The organism is Streptomyces sp. NPDC031466, from assembly GCF_055581265.1.
Genome location: NZ_JBVIJT010000008.1, coordinates 363,632 through 387,778 on the forward strand (window position 1 = coordinate 363,632; position 24,147 = coordinate 387,778).

20 protein-coding genes and 1 pseudogene are annotated in these 24,147 nt (G+C 71.2%); 19 read left to right on the top strand and 2 right to left on the bottom strand.

All coding sequences use genetic code 11. The features are described from left to right. Positions 1-8: 8 nt before the first annotated feature. Positions 9-2,106: pseudogene (locus tag ACZ5GP_RS21980) on the bottom strand (ATP-binding protein). 172 nt (positions 2,107-2,278) lie between these two features. Between ACZ5GP_RS21980 and ACZ5GP_RS21985 the strand changes: the two are divergent. The 13 genes from ACZ5GP_RS21985 to nusB all read left to right on the top strand — a co-directional run bounded on the left by ACZ5GP_RS21985 (position 2,279) and on the right by nusB (position 15,246). Then, positions 2,279-2,737, top strand: a complete 459-nt coding sequence (locus ACZ5GP_RS21985) for a DUF948 domain-containing protein (protein WP_468752433.1) — start codon at positions 2,279-2,281, stop codon at positions 2,735-2,737. 7 nt (positions 2,738-2,744) lie between these two features. Then, positions 2,745-3,110 (top strand): DUF6167 family protein, encoded by a 366-nt coding sequence (locus ACZ5GP_RS21990; RefSeq protein WP_468752434.1) that lies wholly within the window; start codon positions 2,745-2,747, stop codon positions 3,108-3,110. Next, positions 3,110-5,779, top strand: a complete 2,670-nt coding sequence (gene alaS, locus ACZ5GP_RS21995) for an alanine--tRNA ligase (protein WP_468752435.1) — start codon at positions 3,110-3,112, stop codon at positions 5,777-5,779. Before ACZ5GP_RS21990 ends, alaS begins: the two co-directional genes overlap by 1 nt. After that, a complete protein-coding gene (ruvX, locus tag ACZ5GP_RS22000) occupies positions 5,779-6,264 on the top strand; it encodes a Holliday junction resolvase RuvX (protein WP_468752436.1) in 486 nt (161 codons plus the stop codon). The genes alaS and ruvX overlap by 1 nt, the downstream gene beginning before the upstream one ends. 124 nt (positions 6,265-6,388) lie before the next feature. Further along, positions 6,389-8,110, top strand: a complete 1,722-nt coding sequence (mltG, locus tag ACZ5GP_RS22005; RefSeq protein WP_468752437.1) for an endolytic transglycosylase MltG — start codon at positions 6,389-6,391, stop codon at positions 8,108-8,110. Beyond that, complete coding sequence (locus tag ACZ5GP_RS22010) at positions 8,107-8,937, top strand: shikimate dehydrogenase (RefSeq protein ID WP_468752438.1); 831 nt, start codon at positions 8,107-8,109, stop codon at positions 8,935-8,937. The genes mltG and ACZ5GP_RS22010 overlap by 4 nt, the downstream gene beginning before the upstream one ends. 171 nt (positions 8,938-9,108) lie before the next feature. Then, entirely contained in the window at positions 9,109-10,293 is a 1,185-nt protein-coding gene (aroC, locus tag ACZ5GP_RS22015; RefSeq protein ID WP_468752439.1) for a chorismate synthase, read from the top strand. Then, positions 10,290-10,805 (top strand): shikimate kinase, encoded by a 516-nt coding sequence (locus ACZ5GP_RS22020; RefSeq protein ID WP_468752440.1) that lies wholly within the window; start codon positions 10,290-10,292, stop codon positions 10,803-10,805. The genes aroC and ACZ5GP_RS22020 overlap by 4 nt, the downstream gene beginning before the upstream one ends. Further along, positions 10,802-11,899, top strand: a complete 1,098-nt coding sequence (gene aroB / locus ACZ5GP_RS22025) for a 3-dehydroquinate synthase (RefSeq protein WP_358697645.1) — start codon at positions 10,802-10,804, stop codon at positions 11,897-11,899. Before ACZ5GP_RS22020 ends, aroB begins: the two co-directional genes overlap by 4 nt. A gap of 150 nt (positions 11,900-12,049) precedes the next feature. Next, a complete protein-coding gene (locus ACZ5GP_RS22030; protein ID WP_468752441.1) occupies positions 12,050-12,985 on the top strand; it encodes a Pro-rich N-terminal domain-containing protein in 936 nt (311 codons plus the stop codon). A 93-nt stretch (positions 12,986-13,078) separates the two neighbouring features. Then, positions 13,079-14,185: an aminopeptidase P family protein gene (locus tag ACZ5GP_RS22035; protein WP_468752442.1), complete on the top strand. Its 1,107-nt coding sequence runs from the start codon at positions 13,079-13,081 to the stop codon at positions 14,183-14,185. A gap of 57 nt (positions 14,186-14,242) precedes the next feature. Beyond that, on the top strand, positions 14,243-14,809 hold the full coding sequence (efp, locus tag ACZ5GP_RS22040) for an elongation factor P (RefSeq protein ID WP_468752443.1): 567 nt from the start codon (positions 14,243-14,245) through the stop codon (positions 14,807-14,809). Between the two features lie 2 nt (positions 14,810-14,811). Continuing rightward, positions 14,812-15,246: a transcription antitermination factor NusB gene (gene nusB, locus ACZ5GP_RS22045; RefSeq protein ID WP_358583978.1), complete on the top strand. Its 435-nt coding sequence runs from the start codon at positions 14,812-14,814 to the stop codon at positions 15,244-15,246. 203 nt (positions 15,247-15,449) lie between these two features. Here nusB and bldD read toward each other — a convergent pair whose 3' ends face one another. Then, entirely contained in the window at positions 15,450-15,950 is a 501-nt protein-coding gene (gene bldD, locus ACZ5GP_RS22050) for a transcriptional regulator BldD (protein ID WP_055698930.1), read from the bottom strand. Positions 15,951-16,174: 224 nt separating this feature from the next. Between bldD and pyrR the strand changes: the two genes are divergently transcribed. The 6 genes from pyrR (at position 16,175) to carB (ending at position 24,117) form a co-directional block, all read left to right on the top strand. Continuing rightward, positions 16,175-16,747 (top strand): bifunctional pyr operon transcriptional regulator/uracil phosphoribosyltransferase PyrR, encoded by a 573-nt coding sequence (gene pyrR / locus ACZ5GP_RS22055; RefSeq protein WP_468752444.1) that lies wholly within the window; start codon positions 16,175-16,177, stop codon positions 16,745-16,747. An 88-nt stretch (positions 16,748-16,835) separates the two neighbouring features. Next, positions 16,836-17,822, top strand: a complete 987-nt coding sequence (locus tag ACZ5GP_RS22060; RefSeq protein ID WP_468752445.1) for an aspartate carbamoyltransferase catalytic subunit — start codon at positions 16,836-16,838, stop codon at positions 17,820-17,822. Between the two features lie 2 nt (positions 17,823-17,824). After that, positions 17,825-19,111 (top strand): dihydroorotase, encoded by a 1,287-nt coding sequence (locus tag ACZ5GP_RS22065; RefSeq protein WP_468752446.1) that lies wholly within the window; start codon positions 17,825-17,827, stop codon positions 19,109-19,111. Further along, positions 19,108-19,677 (top strand): PH-like domain-containing protein, encoded by a 570-nt coding sequence (locus ACZ5GP_RS22070; RefSeq protein ID WP_468752447.1) that lies wholly within the window; start codon positions 19,108-19,110, stop codon positions 19,675-19,677. The genes ACZ5GP_RS22065 and ACZ5GP_RS22070 overlap by 4 nt, the downstream gene beginning before the upstream one ends. Then, a complete protein-coding gene (carA, locus tag ACZ5GP_RS22075) occupies positions 19,674-20,816 on the top strand; it encodes a glutamine-hydrolyzing carbamoyl-phosphate synthase small subunit (RefSeq protein WP_468752448.1) in 1,143 nt (380 codons plus the stop codon). The genes ACZ5GP_RS22070 and carA overlap by 4 nt, the downstream gene beginning before the upstream one ends. Beyond that, positions 20,809-24,117 (top strand): carbamoyl-phosphate synthase large subunit, encoded by a 3,309-nt coding sequence (gene carB, locus ACZ5GP_RS22080; protein ID WP_468752449.1) that lies wholly within the window; start codon positions 20,809-20,811, stop codon positions 24,115-24,117. The genes carA and carB overlap by 8 nt, the downstream gene beginning before the upstream one ends. Positions 24,118-24,147 lie beyond the last annotated feature (30 nt).

The window sequence follows — 24,147 nt, forward strand, 5'->3', positions numbered from 1 at the left end:
ACCCTGCTTCAGCCCGTCGCCACCCCGCCCTTCCGGGCGGGGCAGGCGGCGGGTTCGCTCGTTCTCGGGCTCGGTGCGCAGGGCCCTGGCCACCGCCGCCCGCAGATCGAGTCCCGCCCCCGTGCGCACACACTCCTCGTACCGCTCGTCGCCGAGCGCCGCGCGGGCCTTCTCCTCGCACAGCACATGCGGCGCCCCGAAGTGGTCCGAACCGAACAGCGGCAGCCCCACCGAGGGCCAGATGCGCGACGCCGCGCCCTGCAGCACCGCCGCCTCCGCCGGATCGCCCTCCTCCGCCGTGAACAGCGCGAGCAGCTCCATGGACAGCACCGTGCCCAGCAGATCGTGGAAGCGGTGGTCGAGATCGAGGGACTCGGCGAGCAGCTCACGCGCCCGCCCGCTCTCGCCGCGGGTCCAGGCCGCGTACCCGAGGACGTAGAGGGCGTAGGCGAGGGCCCAGCGCTCGCCGTGGTCCGCACAGACGCGGCGCACCTCCTCGCACAGCTCCACCGCGTCGGCCAGCTCGCCGCGGAACGCCAGGGTCATGGCCAGCTCGACCTGGCCCATCAGGACGTTGCTGTTCAGCTCACCGATCTCCCGGTAGCGCTCCAGAGCCGAGCGCAGCAGCCGCTCCGCACGCGGGATGTCGTCCGTGACCAGGGCCAGGCAGCCGATGCGGTGCTCGGCGTAGGCCGCCGCGATCGCGCTGCCGGAACGCTCGGCGCCGTCGCGGCAGGTGTGCAGCGCGCCCAGGGCGGCGACCGCGTCCCCTTGGAGCACCGCCACATAGCCGAGCACCCACAGCGCCTTGAGCCGCGAGTCCTCGTGGCCGCCGTCCAGCTCCAGCGCCCGGTCGAGCCAGTGTCTGCCCTCCGCCAGGCGCCCGCAGCCCACCCAGCAGAACCACAGCGTGCCCGCGAGGTACTGCCCCAGGTGGGCCTCGCCCGGCTCGGTCAGGCAGAACTCCAGCGCGGCCCGCACATTGGGCAGTTCGAGGTCGACGAGGGCGGCGACCTCCGCCTGGCGCGGGGAGAACCACTCCAGCTCGCACCAGGTGGCGAGCCCCATGTACCAGTCGCGGTGCCTGCGCCGCAGCCGGGTGGCCTCGCCCGCCGCCGCCAGCCAGTCGGCGCCGTACGCCCGCACCGTGTCGAGCATGCGGTAGCGCACGCCCGCCGGGCCCTCCTCGCGGATCACCACGGACTGCGCGAGCAGTTCGTCCAGTACGCAGAGGATCTCGTCGTCCCGCAGCCCGTCCCCGGCGCAGAGGTACTCGACGGCCTCCAGGTCGAACTGCCCCGCGAAGACCGAGAGCCGCGCCCACAGGAGCCGCTCCCGGGGCGCGCACAGTTCGTGGCTCCAGCCGATGGCCGTGCGCAGCGTCTGGTGCCGGAGCGGCACATCGCGCCGGGTGCCGGTCAGCAGCCGGAAGCGGTCGTCGAGCCGGGCGAGCAGCTGGGCGGGGGAGAGGGCCCGCAGCCGGCCCGCCGCCAGTTCGACCGCGAGCGGGATGCCGTCCAGGCGCCGGCACAGTTCCAGGACGTCCGCGCGGTTGGCGTCGTCCACGGCGAAGCGGGGCAGGCAGGCCGCCGCCCGGTCGGCGAACAGCGCCGCCGCGTCCTGTTCGGGCAGCGGCGCGAGGGCGATGAGCCGCTCGCCGCCGGTCTCCAGCGGTCTGCGCCCCACCGCGAGCACCCGCAGCCCGGGGGAGTGCACGAGCAGGTCCCGCACCAGCGAGGCGCAGGCGTCCACGAGGTGCTCGAAGCCGTCCACGACGAGGAGCACGTCCCGCTCCGCGAGGTGCTCGCGCAGCACCTGACGCGGTGGCCGGCTCGTGTGGTCGGTCAGCCCCAGGGCCTCGGCGACGGCGTGCTCCACCAGATCCGCGTCCCGCACTGGCGTGAGGTCCACCAGCCAGGCGCCGTCGCGCGGCCGGACCCCCGCGGCCGCCCGCACGGCCAGCCGCGACTTCCCGATCCCGCCGACGCCGGTCACGGTGACCAGCCGGCCGGCCTCCAACGCCGCGGCCAGCTCGGTGAGTTCGGCGGTGCGCCCGATGAAGGCGTTGAGCTCCAGCGGGAGATTGCCGGGTTGAGAGCGTCGCATGGGGTACGGAGCGTACTCATCCGCGTGCGGTCCGTACAATCACCGGGCCCGCTCCCATGACAGGCCCGGTGACAGCGTGCGGGAATGCGGTACAGACGCGAGGCCCCGGCGCGATAGGGTCGGGGGACGACTTTTCGATGTTCAGGGACGATGTCTCAGGGAGCGGTGCCAAGTGTCCGGTGGAGAGGTTGCCGGGATCCTGGTGGCCGTCTTCTGGGCGATCCTGGTCTCCTTCCTCGCGGTGGCGCTCGCGAGGCTGGCCCAGACGCTCAGGGCGACCACCAAGCTCGTCGCGGACGTGACCGAGCAGGCGGTCCCCCTGCTGGCCGACGCCTCCACCGCGGTGCGCTCCGCGCAGACGCAGATCGACCGCGTCGACGCCATCGCCTCCGACGTCCAAGAGGTCACGTCGAACGCCTCGGCGCTGTCCACGACGGTCGCCTCCACCTTCGGCGGCCCGCTCGTCAAGGTGGCCGCGTTCGGATACGGCGTCCGCCGGGCCATCAGCCGCAAGGCCGACCCCGAAGTGAACGAAATGCCCGCCAAGCCGTCCCGTCGTACGGTGATCGTGGGCCGTACCGTCCCCTCCGCACGGCGGAGGAAGCGGGACAACCGGAATAAGAGGGACTGACGCAGCGATGTTCCGCCGCACGTTCTGGTTCACCGCGGGCGCAGCCGCCGGCGTATGGGCCACCACCAAGGTCAACCGCAAGCTCAAGAAGCTCACGCCCGAGAGCCTGGCCGCGCAGGCGGCGAACAAGGCGATCGAGGCGGGCCACAAGCTGAAGGACTTCGCGCTCGACGTCCGCGACGGCATGCTCGAACGCGAGGCCGAGCTGGGCGAGGCCCTCGGCCTCAACCGCCACCCCGACGCCGAACTGCCGCCCGGGCGCCGCTTCGCGGTCATCGAGAACCACAGCAACAAGAACACCGACAAGAAGACGCTGTACGTCGAGAAGTCTCAGGACACGACGTACTCGTACAACCGGAATGAGGACCACTGATGGAGTCGGCTGAAATCCGCCGCCGCTGGCTGAGCTTCTTCGAGGAGCGCGGGCACACCGTCGTCCCTTCGGCGTCGCTCATCGCGGACGACCCGACTCTGCTGCTCGTCCCCGCCGGCATGGTGCCCTTCAAGCCCTACTTCCTGGGTGAGGTCAAGCCGCCCGGCCCGCGCGTCACCAGCGTGCAGAAGTGCGTGCGCACCCCCGACATCGAAGAGGTCGGCAAGACCACCCGGCACGGCACGTTCTTCCAGATGTGCGGCAACTTCTCCTTCGGGGACTACTTCAAAGAAGGCGCCATCGAGCTGGCCTGGGAGCTGCTCACCGGCTCCGTGGCCGACGGCGGCTTCGGCCTCGACCCCGAGCGCCTGTGGATCACGGTCTACCTCGACGACGACGAGGCCGAGCGGATCTGGCGCGACAAGATCGGCGTCCCCGCCGAGCGCATCCAGCGCCTGGGCAAGAAGGACAACTTCTGGTCCATGGGCGTCCCCGGCCCCTGCGGCCCCTGCTCCGAGATCAACTACGACCGCGGCCCCGAGTTCGGCGTCGAGGGCGGCCCGGCCGTCAACGACGAGCGGTACGTGGAGATCTGGAACCTGGTCTTCATGCAGTACGAGCGCGGCGCCGGTGACGGCAAGGAGGACTTCCCGATCCTCGGCGAGCTCCCGTCGAAGAACATCGACACGGGCCTCGGCCTGGAGCGCCTCGCCATGATCCTGCAGGGCGTACAGAACATGTACGAGACCGACACCCTGCGCGTCGTGATGGAGAAGGCCACCGAGCTGACCGGCGTGCGCTACGGCGCCGAGCACGGCTCGGACGTCTCCCTGCGCGTGGTCGCCGACCACATCCGTACGTCCGCCATGCTCATCGGCGACGGCGTCACCCCCGGCAACGAGGGCCGCGGATACGTCCTGCGCCGCATCATGCGCCGCGCCATCCGCAACATGCGCCTGCTCGGCGCCACCGGCCCGGTGGTCCAGGAGCTCATCGACGTCGTGATCGACACGATGGGGCAGCAGTACCCCGAGCTGCTCACCGACCGCAAGCGCATCGAGACCGTCGCCCTCGCCGAGGAGGGCGCGTTCCTCAAGGCCCTCAAGGGCGGCACGAACATCCTCGACACCGCCGTCACCGAGACCAAGGCCGCCGGCGGCAAGGTCCTCTCCGGCGACAAGGCGTTCCTGCTGCACGACACCTGGGGCTTCCCGATCGACCTCACCCTGGAGATGGCCGCCGAACAGGGCCTCTCCGTGGACGAGGACGGCTTCCGCCGCCTGATGAAGGAGCAGCGGGACCGCGCCAAGGCCGACGCCAAGGCCAAGAGGACCGGCCACGCCGATCTGCACGCCTACCGCGAGATCGCCGACACCGCGGGCGCCACCGACTTCACCGGCTACTCCCTCACCGAGAACGAGGCCGTGATCGTCGGCCTGCTGGTCAACGGCGTCTCCTCGCCCGCCGCCACCGAGGGCGACGACGTCGAGATCGTCCTGGACCGCACCCCGTTCTACGCCGAGGGCGGCGGCCAGATCGGTGACACCGGCCGCATCCGTCTGGACAGCGGCGCCCTCGTGGAGATCCGCGACGTGCAGAAGCCGGTCCCCGGCGTGCACGTCCACAAGGGAGTCGTACAGGTCGGCGAGATCACCGTCGGCGCCCCGGTGTGGGCCTCGATCGACGCGCACCGCCGCCGCGCCATCGCCCGCGCCCACTCCGCCACGCACCTCACCCACCAGGCGCTGCGCGACGCGCTCGGCCCCACGGCCGCCCAGGCCGGTTCGGAGAACCAGCCCGGCCGCTTCCGCTTCGACTTCGGTTCGCCCTCCGCCGTGCCCACGGCCGTCATGACGGACGTCGAGCAGAAGATCAACGAGGTCCTCGCCCACGAGCTGGACGTCCAGGCCGAGGTCATGTCGATCGACGAGGCCAAGAAGCAGGGCGCCATCGCCGAGTTCGGCGAGAAGTACGGCGAGCGCGTGCGCGTCGTGACCATCGGCGACTTCTCCAAGGAGCTGTGCGGCGGTACGCACGTGCACAACACCGCCCAACTCGGCCTGGTGAAGCTGCTCGGCGAGTCCTCCATCGGCTCCGGTGTGCGCCGCATCGAGGCCCTGGTCGGCGTCGACGCGTACAACTTCCTCGCCAAGGAGCACACGGTCGTCGCCCAGCTCCAGGAGCTGGTCAAGGGCCGCTCCGAGGAACTGCCCGAGAAGATCTCCGGCATGCTCGCCAAGCTGAAGGACGCCGAGAAGGAGATCGAGAAGTTCCGCGCGGAGAAGGTCCTCCAGGCCGCCGCCGGTCTCGTCCAGGGCGCCAAGGACGTCCGCGGTGTCGCCGTCGTCACCGGCCAGGTGCCGGACGGCACGGGCGCCGACGACCTGCGCAGGCTCGTCCTCGACGTGCGCGGCCGCATCCCCGGCGACCGTCCGGCGGTCGTGGCCCTCTTCACCACGGCCAACGGCAAGCCGCTCACGGTCATCGCCACCAACGAGGCCGCCCGTGAGCGCGGTCTCAAGGCCGGCGACCTGGTCCGCACCGCCGCCAAGACCCTCGGCGGCGGTGGCGGCGGCAAGCCGGACGTCGCCCAGGGCGGCGGCCAGAACCCGGCCGCCATCGGCGACGCCATCGCCGCCGTCGAGCGCCTCGTCACCGAGACGGCCTGATGACCGAGCCTGCCCGGGGCATGCGCAGGGGCCGGCGTCTTGCCGTCGACGTCGGCGACGCCCGGATCGGGGTCGCCTCGTGCGACCCCGACGGGATCCTCGCCACACCGGTCGAGACGGTGCCGGGACGCGATGTCCCGGCCGCCCAGCGCCGGTTGCGGCAGCTGGTCGAGGAGTACGAGCCGATCGAGATCGTCGTCGGCCTCCCTCGCTCCCTGAACGGGCGCGAGGGGCCGGCGGCCGCGAAGATCCGCGCGTTCACCCGGGACCTCGCCCGCATGGTCGCCCCCATCCCGGTGCGGCTCGTGGACGAGCGGATGACCACGGTGACGGCCAGTCAGGGCCTGCGCGCCTCGGGCGTGAAGTCCAAGAAGGGCAGGTCCGTCATCGACCAGGCGGCCGCCGTGATCATCCTTCAGCAGGCCCTGGAGTCCGAACGGGCGTCAGGGAGGGCACCCGGCGAGGGCGTCGAAGTGGTCATCTGATCGCGATACGGTAACGTTCCGCGCGATGCGGCGGTGTTCGAACAGCTGCCGCACAGCATCAAGAGGCGGAACGGTTGCCCGGCCATCCCAACGGCGGCCCCGCCTCGCGGCATGTAGGGGATCGATGACTGAGTATGGCCGGGGCCCAGGCTCCCAACCGTGGCATCCGGAGGACCCGTTGTACGGGGACGGCGGATGGGCAGGACAGCAGCCCGCGGGCGGGCAGTCCGGCTACGGCGGCCAGGAGCAGTACCAGCAGCCGCACCAGCATCAGCAGCAGCCGCAGCAGCATCAGCAGCCGCAGCAGCACGGGCAGTCCCAGCAGTCGCAGTACGGCGACGACTGGAACACCGGACAGCAGCAGGCGGGCTACGACCAGTCGGCGCACGACGCCGGTCAGCAGCGCTACGAGGGCGACCCCGCGCACCAGTACAACGGCGGGCACGACTCCCACAGCGGTGGCTGGGACGCCGGGCAGCAGGAGCAGGTCCCCTACGGCGGCGACCCGATGGACCCCTACGGCGGCCGGCAGGCCGGCTACGGCCAGGAGAGCCCCGACTACTACGCCACGCCCGAGGCCTACGCGCCGCCGGAGCCGCCCGGCCGCCGACGGGCTCCGGAGCCGGACTCCGAGACCGACTGGGACCCGGGGCCCGACCAGGGCGAGCACGCCTTCTTCGCCGGCGGCGACGGCGATGACGACGACGAGGAGGAGCCCGGCCGCCGCGGTGGCCGCGGTGACCGGCGCGGGGGACGCGGCGGCAAGAAGCAGAAGAAGCGCCGCAACGGCTGCGCCTGCCTGGTCGTGACGCTCGTCTTCGCGGGCGGCCTCGGCGGCGTCGGCTATTTCGGATACCAGTTCTATCAGGACCGCTTCGGCACGGCCCCGGACTACGCGGGCGACGGCTCGGGCAAGGTCACCGTCGACATCCCCAAGGACGCCGGCGGTTATGAGATCGGCGCGAAGCTGAAGGCGGCCGGCGTCGTCAAGAGCGTCGACGCCTTTGTCTCCGCCCAGGGCAAGCACCCGCAGGGGCAGACCATCCAGGCGGGTGTCTACACGCTCAAGAAGGAGATGTCCGCGGCGAGCGCGGTGAAGCTGATGCTCAGCCCCAAGAGCCGCAGCAACCTCATCATTCCCGAGGGTCGCAGGAACCAATGGGTCTACGGCGAGATCGACCGGCGCCTGGAATTGGCGAAGGGCACCACGGAAAGGGTCGCCAAGACCGAATGGAAGACCCTCGGTCTTCCCAAGTGGGCCAATACCAACAAGGACATCAAGGACCCGCTGGAAGGATTCCTCTTCCCCGCCAGCTATCCCGTCGCCAAGGGCCAAAAGCCCGCGGACGTCCTGCGCAAGATGGTCGCCCAGGCCAATGAGAAGTACGAGGAACTCGACCTGGCCTCGAAGGCGGGCGAGCTGAATCTGAAGGACCCGTTGCAGGTCCTGACCGTGGCGAGCCTGGTCCAGGCCGAAGGCAAGCACAAGCACGACTTCGAGAAGGTCGCGACGGTCGTCTACAACCGCCTGAAGCCCGACAACACCGAGACCTACGGCCTGTTGGACTTCGACTCCACGGTGAACTACCTCAAGGGCGAGTCCAAGCTCGCCACCGGTTCGGTCGACGAGCTGCGCAAGATCAAGGACCCGTACAACACCTACAAGATCAAGGGTCTGCCGCCCGGACCGATCAGCAACCCCGGTGAGGTGGCGCTGCTCTCCGCGCTCCACCCGGCCAAGGGGGACTGGTACTACTTCGTCTCGGTCAGCGAGGACAAGACGCTCTTCGCCGAGACGAACGAGGAGCAGAACCGCAACCGCGAGAAATACCTGAAGGGGCAATGAGCGCGCACAAGCGTCGAGCCGCCGTGCTCGGCTCCCCGATCGGCCACTCCCTCTCACCGGTACTGCACGGCGCCGCTTATGCGGAGCTGGGGCTGGCCGACTGGACGTACGACCGTTTCGAGATCGACGAGGCGGCGCTGCCCGGATTCCTCGGGGAAATCGGCCCGGAATGGGCGGGGCTCTCCCTGACGATGCCGTTGAAGCGGGCGATCATTCCGCTGCTCGACGAGATCAGCGACACCGCCGCCTCGGTGGAAGCCGTGAACACGGTGGTGTTCACCGAGGACGGCCGCAAGGTCGGGGACAACACCGACGTCCCCGGCATGGTCGCCGCGCTGCGCGAACACGGCATCGAGCAGGTCGACTCCGCCGCGATCCTCGGCGCCGGCGCCACCGCCTCCTCCGCGCTCGCCGCCCTCGCGCGGATCTGCACGGGCGAGGTCGTCGCGTACGTACGCAGTGACGCGCGCGCCGCCGAGATGCGGCAGTGGGGCGAGCGGCTCGGCGTGCAGGTCAGGACCGAGGACTGGGAGGACGCCAGAGAGGCGCTGAGCGCACCGCTGGTGATCGCCACGACCCCGGCGGGCGCCACGGACGCCCTCGCCGCCCTGGTGCCCGAGCGCCCGGCGACCCTCTTCGACGTGCTGTACGACCCGTGGCCCACCACGCTCGCGGCCCGCTGGTCGGCGTACGGCGGAGCGGTCGTCGGCGGACTCGACCTGCTCGTGCACCAGGCGGTGCTCCAGGTCGAGCAGATGACCGGCCGCGCCCCCGCGCCCCTGGACGCCATGCGCAGGGCGGGGGAACACGCGCTCGCCGAGCGGTAGCCCTCGGGCGGGATGACGCCGTGTCCGGGAGGTGGGCGCGGCGTCCGCCTGGTGGACCGGAGGCCGGGGGCGCCCCGCGGACGTGGGAGGATCGGGGGCGGCGGGCCAGGGCCGCGCACCCGGCCGCGCCGTCGAAGACCGCAGTTCCAGGCGCGAGCATGAGGAGCACCGTTGAGCAGGTTGCGCTGGCTGACCGCTGGGGAGTCCCACGGACCCGCACTTGTCGCCACGCTGGAGGGACTTCCCGCCGGCGTGCCGATCACCACGGACATGGTGGCCGACCACCTGGCCCGGCGGCGGCTCGGCTATGGACGCGGCGCCCGCATGAAGTTCGAGCGTGACGAGGTCACCTTCCTCGGCGGCGTGCGGCACGGCCTGACCATGGGCTCGCCGGTGGCGATCATGGTCGGCAACACCGAGTGGCCCAAGTGGGAGCAGGTCATGGCGGCCGACCCGGTCGACCCCGTGATCCTGGCCGACCTGGCCCGCAACGCCCCGCTGACCCGCCCCCGCCCCGGCCACGCCGACCTCGCCGGCATGCAGAAGTACGGCTTCGACGAGGCCCGGCCGATCCTGGAGCGCGCCTCCGCCCGCGAGACCGCGGCCCGCGTCGCGCTCGGCGCGGTCGCCCGCTCGTACCTCAAGGAGACGGCCGGCATCGAGATCGTCAGTCACGTCACCGAACTGGCGGCGGCCAAGGCGCCCTACGGGCTCTACCCGACCCCCGCGGACGTCGAGAAGCTCGACGCCGACCCGGTGCGCTGCCTGGACGCCGACGCGTCGAAGGCGATGGTCGCCGAGATCGACCAGGCCCACAAGGACGGCGACACCCTCGGCGGCGTCGTCGAAGTGCTCGCCTACGGCGTGCCCGTCGGCCTCGGCTCGCACGTGCACTGGGACCGGCGGCTCGACGCGCGGCTCGCCGCCGCCCTCATGGGCATCCAGGCGATCAAGGGCGTCGAGGTCGGCGACGGCTTCGACCTCGCGCGTGTGCCCGGCTCCCAGGCGCACGACGAGATCGTCACCACCGAGGAAGGCATCAAGCGCACCTCGGGCCGCTCCGGCGGCACCGAGGGCGGCCTGACCACCGGTGAACTGCTGCGCGTCCGCGCCGCGATGAAGCCCATCGCGACCGTGCCGCGCGCCCTCGCCACCATCGACGTGGCCACCGGCGAGGCCGCCAAGGCGCACCACCAGCGCTCCGACGTGTGCGCCGTCCCCGCCGCCGGCATCGTCGCCGAGGCCATGGTCGCGCTCGTCCTCGCCGACGCCGTCGCCGAGAAGTTCGGCGGCGACAGCGTCCCCGAGACCCGGCGGAACGTGCGCTCGTACCTCGACAACCTCCAGATCCGGTGACCGGTCCGCAGATCGTGCTCGTCGGCCCGATGGGCGTGGGCAAGACGACGGTCGGCGAGCTGCTCGCCGACCGGCTCGCCGTCGCCTTCCGGGACACCGACGCCGACATCGTCGCCGCCCAGGGCCGCGAGATCGCGGACATCTTCGTCGACGAGGGTGAGCCGTACTTCCGCGACCTGGAGCGGCGGGCCGTGCGCGCCGCCGTCGAGGAGCACAGCGGCGTCCTCGCACTCGGCGGGGGCGCGATCCTCGACGCGTCGACGCGCGCGCTGCTCGCCCCGCACCCCGTCGTCTACCTCTCGATGGACGTCGAGGAGGCCGTCAAGCGGACCGGTCTCAACCAGGCGCGCCCGCTGCTGGCGGTCAACCCCCGCAAGCAGTGGCGCGAGCTGATGGACGCCCGCCGCCGGCTGTACGCCGAAGTCGCCCGCGCGGTCGTCGCCACCGACGACCGCACCCCCGAAGAGGTCGCCCAGGCGGTCCTCGACGCACTGGAGTTGAAGGAAGCATGACGACGGAGCAGACCCCCACCCGAATCCACGTCGGCGCCACCGCCGGAACGGATGCGTACGAGGTCCTGGTCGGTCGGCAGCTCCTCGGCGAGCTGCCCGCACTCATCGGCGGCCAGGTCAAGCGGGTCGCCGTGATCCACCCCGAGGCGCTCGCCGAGACCGGCGACGCGCTGCGCCAGGACCTCGCCGACCAGGGGTACGAGGCCGTCGCCATCCAGGTGCCCAACGCCGAGGAGGCCAAGACGGCCGAGGTCGCCGCGTACTGCTGGAAGGCCCTCGGCCAGTCCGGCTTCACGCGCAGCGACCTCATCGTCGGCGTCGGTGGCGGCGCCACGACCGACCTCGCCGGGTTCGTGGCGGCGACCTGGCTGCGCGGGGTGCGCTGGATCGCCGTCCCGACCACGGTGCTCGGCATGGTGGACGCGGCCGTCGGCGGCAAGACCGGCATCAACACCGCCGAGGGCAAGAACCTCGTGGGCTCCTTCCACCCGCCGGCCGGAGTCCTGTGCGACCTCGCGGCGCTCGACTCGCTCCCGGTGAACGACTACGTCTCCGGCCTCGCGGAGATCATCAAGGCCGGCTTCATCGCCGACCCGGTCATCCTCGAACTCATCGAGGCCGACCCGCAGGCGGCCCGCACGCCCGCGGGCCCGCACACCGCCGAACTGATCGAGCGCTCCATCAGGGTCAAGGCCGAGGTCGTCTCCGGAGACCTCAAGGAGGCGGGCCTGCGCGAGATCCTCAACTACGGCCACACCCTCGCGCACGCCATCGAGAAGAACGAGCGCTACAAGTGGCGGCACGGCGCCGCGGTCTCCGTGGGCATGCTCTTCGCCGCCGAACTCGGCCGACTGGCCGGACGCCTGGACGACGCGACGGCCGACCGGCACCGCACCGTCCTGGAGTCGGTCGGGCTCCCCCTGACCTACCGCTACGACCAGTGGCCCAAGCTTCTGGAGACCATGAAGGTCGACAAGAAGTCCCGCGGTGACCTGCTGCGCTTCATCGTCCTGGACGGCCTCGGCAAGCCGACCGTCCTGGAGGGCCCCGACCCGGCGGTGCTGCTCGCCGCGTACGGCGAAGTGGGCCAGTAGCACGCCGCCGTGGCCCCGGTATCCGGCCACGGGCACTTCACGGCCTCCCCGGCCGTTCACACAACGGCGGCCGGGGACGGTACCGTTCGGTAACGGGCGGCCCGGCCGCCGCCCGACCAGCGTCAGTCGCACGAGACGGAGTGGCACCGGATGCAGCACGCAGTGGGGACTCCGCTGCCGCCGCCCCATCAGCCGGGGCACGGACCGGCCACCGGCTGGTCGCCGGCCGCACACCACCCGGGCGCCCCGCCGCCGGGCACCGCGCCCCAGGGCGCCCCGCACCCGGGCGCCGCCCCGCCGCCGGGGGCGCCGCACCCGCCCGCCCCGGGCTTCGTCGCGGGCGGTCCCGCACCTCGGGCACCGGGCCAGAGCCCGCCCCAGACACCGGGCGGGACACCGGCGACCCTCCAGCTGGGCCACGGCCCCGTGCCGCCGAACCCGGACACCACCGGGCACGTCCAGCTCCCGCCCGGCGGCCCCGTCGCGATGCCGAGCCCGCCGCCGGACATGGCGCAGGCCGACACCGGCGCGACCACGCTCGCCGTGCTGCTCATCGGCCCCGCGGGCGCGGGCAAGACGAGCGTCGCCAAGTTCTGGGCCGAGCACCGCCGCGTGCCGACGGCCCACATCAGCCTCGACGACGTACGCGAATGGGTGCGCTCCGGGTTCGCCGACCCCCAGTCGGGGTGGAACGACCACTCGGAGGCGCAGTACCGCCTGGCCCGCCGCACCTGCGGCTTCGCCGCGCGGAACTTCCTGGCGAACGGCATATCGTGCATCCTCGACGACGCGGTCTTCCCCGACCGCCCGGTCGTGGGCCTCGGCGGCTGGAAGCGGCACGTGGGCCCCGGGCTGCTGCCCGTGGTGCTCCTGCCCGGCCTGGAGATCGTCCTGGAGCGCAACGCCGAGCGCAGCGGCAACCGCCGCCTCACGGACGAGGAAGTGGCCCGCATCCACGGCCGCATGGCCGGCTGGTACGGCTCCGGCCTGCCCATCATCGACAACTCCCAGCTGGACGTCCCCGCCACGGCCCGCGTCCTGGACGAGGTCCTCTCCCGGGCCATCACGAGCCCGCCGCAGTGGTAGCGCGGGGGCCCGCCGCGGCCGCGTACTGAGGGCCACCGCCCGGTCGGACGCGCTGGCCGGGCCGGGGTGCGCCCGCGCTCATAGGCTCGCCCCATGTCTGAGGTCTACGCGATCCGCAGAGAGCGGGTGAGGGAGCGGTGCGCCGCCGGCGGGGGCGCCGCGGCGCTGGTCTCCCGGCCCGCGAACGTCCGCTACCTCGCCGGGGCGGCCCCCGAGGGCGCCGTGCTGCTCATCGGCGAGGACGAGGACGTCCTGCTGTGCGGGCGTCCCCCCGGCGAGCAGCCGGGCGAGGGACGGCCCGACGAGGCGCTGCGCACCCGGCTGCTGCCCGCCCCGGGCGCCGATCCGGCCGTGGCGGGGGCGAAGCTCGCCGTCGCCGGGGGAGCGGAGTCGCTGGCCGTGGAGGAGCACCACCTGACGGTCTCCCGGCACCGGGCCCTTGGCTCGGTCGCGCCCCGGCTCCGGCTGGTGGACCTCGGCGGGGCGGTGGAACAGCTGCGGTACGTCAAGGACGAGGAGGAGATCTCCTGCCTGCGGATCGCCGCGGAGATCGCCGACCAGGCGCTGGGAGAGCTGCTGGAGTCGATCCTCGTCGGACGCACGGAGCGGCATCTGGCGCTGGAGCTGGAGCGGCGGCTTGTGGACCACGGCGCGGACGGCCCGGCCTTCCCCACCTCGGTCGGCACGGGACCTCATTCCGGCCGGGGCGCCCACCGGCCCTCGGACCGGCGGGTGGAGGAGGGCGACTTCCTCTCCGTCTGCCTGGGGGCGAGCTACCGCGGATACCGGTCCGAGATCGGGCGTACGTTCGTCATCGGAACCTCGCCGGCGGACTGGCAGATCGAGCTGTACGACCTCGTCTTCGCCGCTCAACGGGCGGGCAGGGAGGCCCTCGTACCCGGTGCGGCCTGCCGTGACGTGGACCGGGCGGCGCGTCAGGTGCTGACCGCCGCGGGCCATGCGGACGGCCTTCCTCCACTGACCGGACACGGTGTGGGGCTCGAAATTGACGAGGACCCGCAGCTGGCGCCCTCGGCCATGGGTAAACTGGACGCTTGCGTGCCGGTCACCGTCGAACCGGGGGTTCACCTCCCTGGCCGGGGCGGTGTCCGGATCGATGACACGCTCGTCGTGCGCCCCGAGGCGGACGGCGGACCCGAGCTACTCACCATCACGACCAAGGAACTGCTCGCGCTCTAGCGCGCGTGCCCGACCGGGGTCGTCCACCAGTCAGTCAGTGCAGGAGATTCCGCAACCGTGGCTTCCACGAACGACCTCAAGAACGGCATGGTGCTCAAGCTCGAAGGCGGCCAGCTCTGGTCCGTCGTCGAGTTCCAGCACGTCAAGCCCGGCAAGGGCCCGGCCTTCGTGCGCACCAAGCTCAAGAACGTGCTCTCCGGCAAGGTCGTCGACAAGACGTTCAACGCCGGCGTCAAGGTCGAGACGGCCACTGTCGACAAGCGCGACATGCAGTTCTCCTACATGGACGGCGACTACTTCGTCTTCATGGACATGGAGACCTACGACCAGCTGCACATCGACAAGAAGGCCGTCGGCGACGCCGCCAACTTCCTGATCGAGGGCTTCACCGCCACGGTCGCGCAGCACGAGGGCGAGGTGCTCTTCGTCGAGCTGCCCGCCGCCGTCGAGCTGACCATCCAGGAGACCGAGCCGGGCGTCCAGGGCGACCGCTCCACGGGCGGCACCAAGCCCGCCATCCTGGAGACCGGCCACCAGATCAACGTGCCGCTCTTCATCACCACCGGCGAGAAGATCAAGGTCGACACCCGCACCAGCGACTACCTCGGCCGGGTGAACAGCTAACCGTGGCTGCTCGTAACACGGCCCGCAAGCGCGCCTTCCAGATCCTCTTCGAGGCGGACCAGCGCGGAACGGACGTCCTGACGGTCCTCGCCGACTGGGTGCGCCACTCGCGGTCCGACACCCGGCAGCCGCCGGTGAGCGAGTACACGATGGAACTCGTCGAGGGGTACGCGGAGCACGAGCGCCGCATCGACGAGCTCATCTCGCAGTACGCCGTCGGATGGACCCTGGACCGCATGCCGGTCGTCGACCGGAACATCATCCGGCTCGGCGCCCACGAACTGGTCTGGGTCGACGCGACGCCCGACGCGGTGGTCATCGACGAGGCGGTCCAGCTCGCCAAGGAGTTCTCCACCGACGAGTCGCCGGCCTTCGTCAACGGCCTGCTCGGACGCTTCAAGGACCTGAAGCCGTCCCTGCGCCGCGACGAGGCGTAAGACGTCCTCGTACGTCACACGAAGGGCCCGCAGCGCAATGCTGCGGGCCCTTCGGTATACCCGTCAGCTGCGGAGCCTTTCGTCGGCGTCCGCGTTTGTCTGGGTCATCGCGCCGGGAATGCGAAAACCGCCGGGATGGCCGCGGCCTTTCGGCTGCGGCCATCCCGGCGGCACGTTTCTGCTGAGGTGTCCCGCAGGGGGATTCAGACCTCTTCGTGGGCGACGGCGCGGCGCGCGTCCGCGTCCAGCACGCCCCAGCTGATGAGCTGCTCGGTCAGGACCGAGGGGGACTGGTCATAGATGACGGCGAGGGTGCGCAGGTCGTCCTGGCGGATCGAGAGCACCTTGCCGTTGTAGTCACCGCGCTGCGACTGGATCGTGGCGGCATACCGCTGGAGCGGGCCGGCCTTCTCGGCCGGTACGTGGGCGAGGCGCTCCAGGTCGAGGACCAGCTTCGGCGGCGGCTCGGCGGCGCCACCGGGAGCCGTACCAGGAAGCAGCTCCTGCACGGGGACGCCGTAGAAGTCCGCCAGCTCGGCGAGGCGCTGCACGGTCACGGCACGGTCACCGCGCTCGTACGACCCCACGACGACCGCCTTCCAGCGTCCCTGGGACTTTTCCTCGACACCGTGGAGGGAAAGGCCCTGCTGGGTACGGATCGCGCGGAGCTTGGCCCCGAGCTGCTTGGCGTATTCGCTGGACATATAGCTCCCCGGACGCTGCGACAATCATGCGGCTCCGCCGCGTGGCTGGTAACTCACTGTGAGGTTACGCAGCGTTACTTGGCTGCGTCAAGCCGAATGGTCCGTACCGCCCCTTCGGTGGAGGCCGATGACGCGTTCGCTCATCAGTACTGGTACTGTGAATGGCGCAATTTCGACGTCCTTTAACGTCCGTCCTGTGAGGCGGAGAAGGAGGTCCGTTTCATATGGACACGCAAGGCTCCAAAGACTCCACCGTCGCGCGCCCCGTTCTCGAAGGGCCCGACATCGCACGGGTGTTGACCCGTATCGCCCACGAGATCGTCGAGCGCGCCAAGGGTGCCGACGACGTGGTCCTCCTCGGCATTCCCACCCGCGGCGTCTTCCTCGGCCGCCGGCTCGCCGAGAAGCTCCAGGAGATCACCGGGCGCAAGATCCCGGTCGGCTCCCTCGACATCACCATGTACCGCGACGACCTGCGCATGCACCCGCCGCGTGCGCTCGCCCGCACCGACATCCCCGGTGACGGCATCGACGGCCGCCTGGTCGTCCTCGTCGACGACGTGCTCTTCTCCGGCCGCACCATCCGGGCCGCCCTCGACGCGCTGAACGACATCGGGCGTCCGCGCGCGGTGCAGCTCGCCGTGCTCGTCGACCGCGGCCACCGCGAACTGCCCATCCGCGCCGACTACGTGGGCAAGAACCTCCCCACGTCGCTGCGGGAGACGGTCAAGGTCCAGCTCACCGAGGAGGACGGCCGCGACGCCGTGCTGCTCGGCGCCAAGCCCGCCTCCGCCTGAAGAGACCGGCTTCCTCCCTCGCGGGCTCTGGGGCACGCCCCTGTGCGCCCGCGTGCCCGCAGACCTCCACACACCGGAGTACACCCCGATGATGCGACACCTCATCTCGGCCGCCGACCTCTCCCGCGACGACGCCGTCCTCATCCTCGACACGGCCGAGGAGATGGCGCGCGTCGCCGACCGGCCGATCAAGAAGCTGCCCGCCCTGCGCGGCCGCACCGTGGTCAACCTCTTCTTCGAGGACTCCACCCGCACCAGGATCTCCTTCGAGGCCGCCGAGAAGCGTCTCTCCGCCGACGTCATCAACTTCGCCGCCAAGGGCTCCTCCGTCTCCAAGGGCGAATCCCTCAAGGACACTGCCCAGACCCTGGAGGCGATGGGCGTCGACGCCGTCGTCATCCGGCACGGCGCCTCCGGCGCCCCGTACCGCCTGGCCACCTCCGGCTGGATCGACGCCGCCGTCATCAACGCCGGCGACGGCACCCACCAGCACCCCACCCAGGCGCTGCTCGACGCCTTCACCATGCGGCGCCGGCTCGTCGGGCACGACGCCGGGCTCGGCCAGGACCTGGCGGGCAAACACATCACCATCGTCGGCGACGTCCTGCACAGCCGCGTCGCCCGCTCCAACGTCGACCTGCTGCACACCCTCGGCGCCGAGGTCACCCTCGTCGCCCCGCCCACGCTGGTGCCGGTCGGCGTCGAGCAGTGGCCCTGCGAGGTCTCGTACGACCTGGACGGCGTGCTGCCGAAGTCCGACGCCGTGATGATGCTGCGCGTGCAGCGCGAGCGCATGAACGCCGCGTTCTTCCCCACCGAGCGCGAGTACTCCCGGCGCTACGGCCTGGACGGCGAGCGCATGGCGAAGATGCCCGAGCACGCCATCGTCATGCACCCCGGCCCGATGGTCCGCGGCATGGAGATCACCGCCGAGGTCGCCGACTCCGCGCGCTGCACGGTCGTCGAACAGGTCGCCAACGGCGTCTCCATCCGCATGGCCGTCCTCTACCTGCTCCTGGGCGGCAACGAGCCCGCCGTCACCCACACCCGGCCCGTCGATTCGGAGAACAAGTAACCATGAGCAAGATCCTGATCCGTGGTGCGAAGGTGCTGGGCGGCGAGGCGCGGGACGTCCTGATCGACGGCGAGAGCATCGAGGCCGTGGGCGCCGGTCTGAGCGCCGAGGGCGCCGATGTCGTCGAGGCCGACGGCAAGGTCCTCCTGCCGGGCCTCGTGGACCTGCACACCCACCTGCGCGAGCCGGGCCGCGAGGACTCCGAGACCGTCCTGACCGGCACCCGCGCCGCCGCCTCCGGTGGCTACACCGCCGTGTTCGCCATGGCCAACACCTTCCCCGTCGCCGACACCGCCGGCGTGGTCGAGCAGGTCTACCGCCTCGGCAAGGAGTCCGGCTACTGCGACGTGCAGCCCATCGGCGCCGTCACCGTCGGCCTGGAGGGCAAGAAGCTCGCCGAGCTGGGCGCCATGCACGAGTCCGCCGCCGGGGTCACCGTCTTCTCCGACGACGGCAAGTGCGTCGACGACGCCGTCATGATGCGCCGCGCCCTGGAGTACGTGAAGGCCTTCAACGGCGTCATCGCGCAGCACGCGCAGGAGCCCCGGCTGACCGAGGGCGCCCAGATGAACGAGGGTGTCGTCTCCGCGGAGCTGGGCCTCGGCGGCTGGCCCGCCGTCGCCGAGGAGTCGATCATCGCCCGGGACGTGCTGCTCGCCGAGCACGTCGGCTCGCGGGTGCACATCTGCCACCTGTCGACCGCCGGTTCCGTGGAGATCGTGCGCTGGGCCAAGTCGCGCGGCATCGACGTCACCGCCGAGGTCACCCCGCACCACCTGCTCCTCACGGACGAGCTGGTGCGCTCCTACAACCCCGTCTACAAGGTCAACCCGCCGCTGCGCACCGAGCGGGACGTCATGGCGCTGCGCGAGGCCCTCGCCGACGGCACCATCGACATCGTCGCCACCGACCACGCCCCGCACCCGCACGAGGACAAGGACTGCGAGTGGGCCGCGGCCGCCATGGGCATGGTCGGCCTGGAGACGGCGCTGTCCGTCGTCCAGCAGACGATGGTCGAGACGGGCCTGCTGACCTGGGAGGCGGTCGCCGACCGGATGTCCTTCAAGCCGGCCCTGATCGGCGGGGCCACCGGCCACGGCCGCCCCGTCTCGGCAGGTGAGCCCGCCAACCTCGTCCTGGTCGATGCCGATTACCGTGGGGAAGTGGACCCCGCGGGCTTCGCCTCGCGCAGCCGCAACACTCCCTATGAGGGCCGCGAGCTGCCGGGCCGCGTCACGCACACGTGGCTGAGGGGTCGGGCCACGCTCGTCGACGGGAAACTCGCGTGACATCACTTGTGGAACTGGCCGCCGAGAAGGAATCGGCGGACGTCACCGACTGGGCCGCACGGCTCGGCTGGGTCGTCGGACTGCTGCTCTTCATCGCGCTCGTGTACTGGCTGATGCGCGAGGGCTGGAAGTGGCGCGGCACGCTCCAGGGCGACCTGCCCGAGCTGCCCGGCGCGCCGTCCGACGCGGGCCCGGCGAGACTGGAGCTGAGCGGCCGCTACCACGGCTCCACCACGGCGGGGCAGTGGCTCGACCGGATCGTGGCGCACGGCCTGGGCAGCCGCAGCCGCGTCGAGCTGACGCTCACCGACGAGGGACTGGACGTCGTACGCCCCGGCGCGAGCGACTTCTTCATCCCGGTCGGCCGGCTGCGCGAGGCCCGTCTCGACAAGGGCATCGCCGGCAAGGTGCTCGCCGAGGGCGGTCTGCTGATCGTCACCTGGGAGCACGGCGGCAAGCTCATCGACTCGGGCTTCCGCTCGGACCGCGCGGCCGAGCAGGCCGCATGGGTCGAGGCCATCAACACCATGATCACTACCGCTACTACGGAAGGCACCGCACGATGACGACCTCCACCCGGGGAGCCGGCAAGGCTCCCGCCGTACTCGTCCTGGAGGACGGCCGCATCTTCCGCGGTCGTGCCTACGGGGCCGTGGGGGAGACCTTCGGCGAAGCGGTGTTCTCCACCGGCATGACCGGCTACCAGGAGACCCTGACCGACCCCTCCTACGACCGCCAGATCGTGGTCGCCACCGCCCCCCAGATCGGCAACACCGGCTGGAACGACGAGGACGACGAGTCGGGCCGCATCTGGGTCTCCGGCTACGTGGTCCGCGACCCCGCGCGCGTCCCCTCCAACTGGCGCGCCCGGCGCTCCCTCGACGATGAGCTGGTCGACCAGGGTGTCGTCGGCATCTCCGGCATCGACACCCGCGCCCTCACCCGCCACCTGCGCGAGAGCGGCTCCATGCGCTCCGGCATCTTCTCCGGCGAGGCCCTGGCCGCCGACGCCGAGCTGGTCGCCCGCGTGCAGGCGCAGCCCCCCATGAAGGGCGCCAGCCTGTACGAGGAGGTCGCCACCAAGGAGGCCTACGTCGTCCCGGCCGTCGGCGAGAAGAAGTTCACCGTCGCCGCCATCGACCTCGGCATCAAGGGCATGACCCCGCACCGCATGGCCGAGCGCGGCATCGAGGTGCACGTGCTGCCCGCGACCGCCACCGAGGAGGACGTGTACGCCGTCGCCCCCGACGGAGTCTTCTTCTCCAACGGCCCCGGTGACCCGGCCACCGCCGAAGGACCGGTCGCGCTGATGGCCGCCGTCCTCGAGCGCAGGACGCCGCTCTTCGGCATCTGCTTCGGCAACCAGATCCTCGGCCGCGCGCTCGGCTTCGGCACCTACAAGCTGAAGTACGGCCACCGCGGCATCAACCAGCCCGTGCAGGACCGCACGACCGGCAAGGTCGAGGTCACCGCGCACAACCACGGCTTCGCCGTCGACGCCCCCCTCGACAAGGTCTCCGACACCCCCTACGGCCGCGCCGAGGTCTCCCACGTATGCCTGAACGACCAGGTGGTGGAGGGGCTCCAGCTCCTCGACCAGCCGGCGTTCAGCGTCCAGTACCACCCCGAAGCAGCCGCGGGTCCGCACGACGCCGCGTACCTCTTCGACCGCTTCGTATCCCTGATGGAGGGCCAGCGTGCCTAAGCGCACCGATATCCAGTCCGTCCTGGTCATCGGCTCCGGCCCGATCGTCATCGGCCAGGCCGCCGAGTTCGACTACTCCGGCACCCAGGCGTGCCGGGTCCTGAAGGCCGAGGGCCTGCGGGTCATCCTCGTCAACTCCAACCCGGCGACGATCATGACCGACCCGGAGATCGCCGACGCCACGTACGTCGAGCCGATCACCCCGGAGTTCGTCGAGAAGATCATCGCCAAGGAGCGCCCCGACGCGCTGCTGCCGACGCTGGGCGGCCAGACGGCCCTCAACACGGCCATCTCCATGCACGAGCAGGGCGTCCTCGAGCAGTACGGCGTCGAGCTCATCGGAGCCAACGTCGAGGCGATCAACAAGGGCGAGGACCGCGACCTCTTCAAGGGCGTCGTCGAAGAGGTCCGCAAGAAGATCGGGCACGGCGAGTCCGCCCGCTCCTACATCTGCCACTCCATGGACGACGTCCTCAGGGGCGTCGAGGAGCTCGGCGGCTACCCCGTCGTCGTGCGGCCCTCCTTCACCATGGGCGGCGCCGGTTCCGGCTTCGCCCACGACGAGGAGGAGCTGCGCCGCATCGCAGGTCAGGGCCTGACGCTCTCGCCGACCACCGAGGTGCTCCTGGAGGAGTCCATCCTCGGCTGGAAGGAGTACGAGCTGGAGCTGATGCGCGACAAGAACGACAACGTCGTGGTCGTCTGCTCCATCGAGAACTTCGACCCCATGGGCGTGCACACCGGCGACTCGATCACCGTCGCCCCGTCGATGACGCTGACCGACCGTGAGTACCAGATCCTGCGCGACGTCGGCATCGCGATCATCCGCGAGGTCGGCGTCGACACCGGCGGCTGCAACATCCAGTTCGCGGTCAACCCCGAGGACGGCCGGGTCATCGTCATCGAGATGAACCCGCGCGTCTCCCGGTCCTCCGCGCTCGCCTCCAAGGCCACCGGCTTCCCGATCGCGAAGATCGCCGCGAAGCTGGCCGTCGGCTACACGCTGGACGAGATCCCCAACGACATCACGGAGAAGACGCCGGCCTCCTTCGAGCCGACCCTCGACTACGTCGTCGTCAAGGCCCCGCGCTTCGCCTTCGAGAAGTTCCCCTCGGCGGACTCGACCCTGACGACCACCATGAAGTCGGTCGGCGAGGCCATGGCCATCGGCCGCAACTTCACCGAGGCGCTCCAGAAGGCGCTGCGGTCGCTGGAGAAGAAGGGCTCCCAGTTCACGTTCGTGGGCGAGCCCGGCGACAAGGCCCTCCTCCTGGAGGAGGCCGTCCGGCCGACCGACGGGCGCATCAACACCGTCATGCAGGCCATCCGCGCGGGCGCCACCCCCGAGGAGGTCTTCGACCACACGAAGATCGACCCGTGGTTCGTCGACCAGCTCTTCCTGATCAAGGAGATCGCGGACGAGCTGGCCGCCGCCGAGCGCCTCGACTCCGACCTGCTCGCCGAGGCCAAGCGGCACGGCTTCTCCGACGCCCAGATCGCCGAGATCCGCGGCCTGCGCGAGGATGTCGTGCGCGAGGTGCGGCACGCGCTCGGCGTGCGCCCGGTCTACAAGACGGTCGACACCTGCGCCGCCGAGTTCGCCGCGAAGACGCCGTACTTCTACTCCTCGTACGACGAGGAGAGCGAGGTCGCCCCGCGCGAGAAGCCCGCGGTGATCATCCTGGGCTCGGGCCCGAACCGCATCGGCCAGGGCATCGAGTTCGACTACTCCTGCGTCCACGCCTCCTTCGCGCTGAGCGACGCGGGCTACGAGACCGTGATGGTCAACTGCAACCCCGAGACCGTCTCCACGGACTACGACACCTCCGACCGGCTCTACTTCGAGCCGCTCACCCTGGAGGACGTCCTGGAGATCGTCCACGCCGAGGCGCAGGCCGGCCCGATCGCGGGCGTCATCGTCCAGCTCGGCGGCCAGACCCCGCTCGGCCTCTCGCAGGCCCTCAAGGACAACGGCGTGCCCGTCGTCGGCACCTCGCCCGAGGCCATCCACGCCGCCGAGGACCGCGGCGCCTTCGGCCGCGTGCTCGCCGAGGCCGGCCTGCCCGCGCCGAAGCACGGCACCGCCACCACGTTCAGCGAGGCCAAGGCCATCGCCGACGAGATCGGCTACCCCGTCCTCGTCCGCCCCTCGTACGTGCTCGGCGGCCGCGGCATGGAGATCGTGTACGACGAGGTCCGCCTCGCCTCGTACATCGAGGAGTCGACCGAGATCAGCCCCTCGCGGCCGGTCCTCGTCGACCGCTTCCTGGACGACGCCATCGAGATCGACGTCGACGCGCTCTACGACGGCAGCGAGCTGTACCTCGGCGGCGTCATGGAGCACATCGAGGAGGCCGGCATCCACTCCGGCGACTCGGCGTGCGCGCTGCCCCCGATCACCCTCGGCGGCTTCGACATCAAGCGCCTGCGCGCCTCTACGGAGGGCATCGCCAAGGGCGTCGGCGTCCGCGGGCTGATCAACATCCAGTTCGCCATGGCGGGCGACATCCTGTACGTCCTGGAGGCCAACCCGCGCGCCTCGCGCACCGTCCCCTTCACCTCGAAGGCGACCGCGGTGCCGCTGGCCAAGGCCGCCGCCCGGATCTCGCTCGGCGCGACCATCGCCGAGCTGCGCGCGGAGGGCATGCTGCCCAAGCAGGGCGACGGGGGCACGCTGCCCATGGACGCGCCGATCTCCGTCAAGGAGGCCGTCATGCCGTGGTCGCGCTTCCGCGACATCCACGGCCGCGGCGTCGACACCGTCCTCGGCCCGGAGATGCGCTCCACAGGCGAGGTCATGGGCATCGACACGGTCTTCGGCACCGCCTACGCCAAGTCGCAGGCCGGCGCCTACGGGCCGCTGCCCACCAAGGGCCGCGCCTTCATCTCCGTCGCCAACCGCGACAAGCGCTCGATGATCTTCCCGGCGCGCGAACTGGTCGCCCACGGCTTCGAGCTGCTCGCCACGTCCGGCACGGCCGAGGTGCTCAAGCGCAACGGCATCAACGCCACGGTCGTGCGCAAGCAGTCCGAGGGCGAGGGCCCAGGCGGCGAGAAGACGATCGTCCAGCTCATCCACGACGGCGGCGTCGACCTCATCGTCAACACCCCCTACGGCACCGGCGGCCGCCTCGACGGCTACGAGATCCGCACGGCCGCCGTGGCGCGCTCCGTGCCGTGCCTGACGACGGTCCAGGCGCTCGCCGCCGCCGTCCAGGGCATCGACGCGCTCAACCACGGAGGCGTGGGCGTCCGGTCCCTCCAGGAGCACGCGGAACGCCTGACCGCGGCCCGCGACTAGCAGCCCCGAGGGGGACACCGGAAACGGTGT

Excerpts from the sequence above, each read along its gene's own strand:
- aroB (WP_358697645.1), top strand. The coding sequence starts at position 10,802 with ATGACGACGGAGCAGACCCCCACCCGAATCCACGTCGGCGCCACCGCC.
- bldD (WP_055698930.1), bottom strand. The coding sequence starts at position 15,950 with ATGTCCAGCGAATACGCCAAGCAGCTCGGGGCCAAGCTCCGCGCGATC.
- ruvX (WP_468752436.1), top strand. The coding sequence starts at position 5,779 with ATGACCGAGCCTGCCCGGGGCATGCGCAGGGGCCGGCGTCTTGCCGTC.
- mltG (WP_468752437.1), top strand. The coding sequence starts at position 6,389 with ATGACTGAGTATGGCCGGGGCCCAGGCTCCCAACCGTGGCATCCGGAG.
- ACZ5GP_RS22010 (WP_468752438.1), top strand. The coding sequence starts at position 8,107 with ATGAGCGCGCACAAGCGTCGAGCCGCCGTGCTCGGCTCCCCGATCGGC.
- ACZ5GP_RS21990 (WP_468752434.1), top strand. The coding sequence starts at position 2,745 with ATGTTCCGCCGCACGTTCTGGTTCACCGCGGGCGCAGCCGCCGGCGTA.
- pyrR (WP_468752444.1), top strand. The coding sequence starts at position 16,175 with ATGGACACGCAAGGCTCCAAAGACTCCACCGTCGCGCGCCCCGTTCTC.
- ACZ5GP_RS22060 (WP_468752445.1), top strand. The coding sequence starts at position 16,836 with ATGATGCGACACCTCATCTCGGCCGCCGACCTCTCCCGCGACGACGCC.
- ACZ5GP_RS22035 (WP_468752442.1), top strand. The coding sequence starts at position 13,079 with ATGTCTGAGGTCTACGCGATCCGCAGAGAGCGGGTGAGGGAGCGGTGC.
- ACZ5GP_RS22030 (WP_468752441.1), top strand. The coding sequence starts at position 12,050 with ATGCAGCACGCAGTGGGGACTCCGCTGCCGCCGCCCCATCAGCCGGGG.
- alaS (WP_468752435.1), top strand. The coding sequence starts at position 3,110 with ATGGAGTCGGCTGAAATCCGCCGCCGCTGGCTGAGCTTCTTCGAGGAG.
- carA (WP_468752448.1), top strand. The coding sequence starts at position 19,674 with ATGACGACCTCCACCCGGGGAGCCGGCAAGGCTCCCGCCGTACTCGTC.
- ACZ5GP_RS22065 (WP_468752446.1), top strand. The coding sequence starts at position 17,825 with ATGAGCAAGATCCTGATCCGTGGTGCGAAGGTGCTGGGCGGCGAGGCG.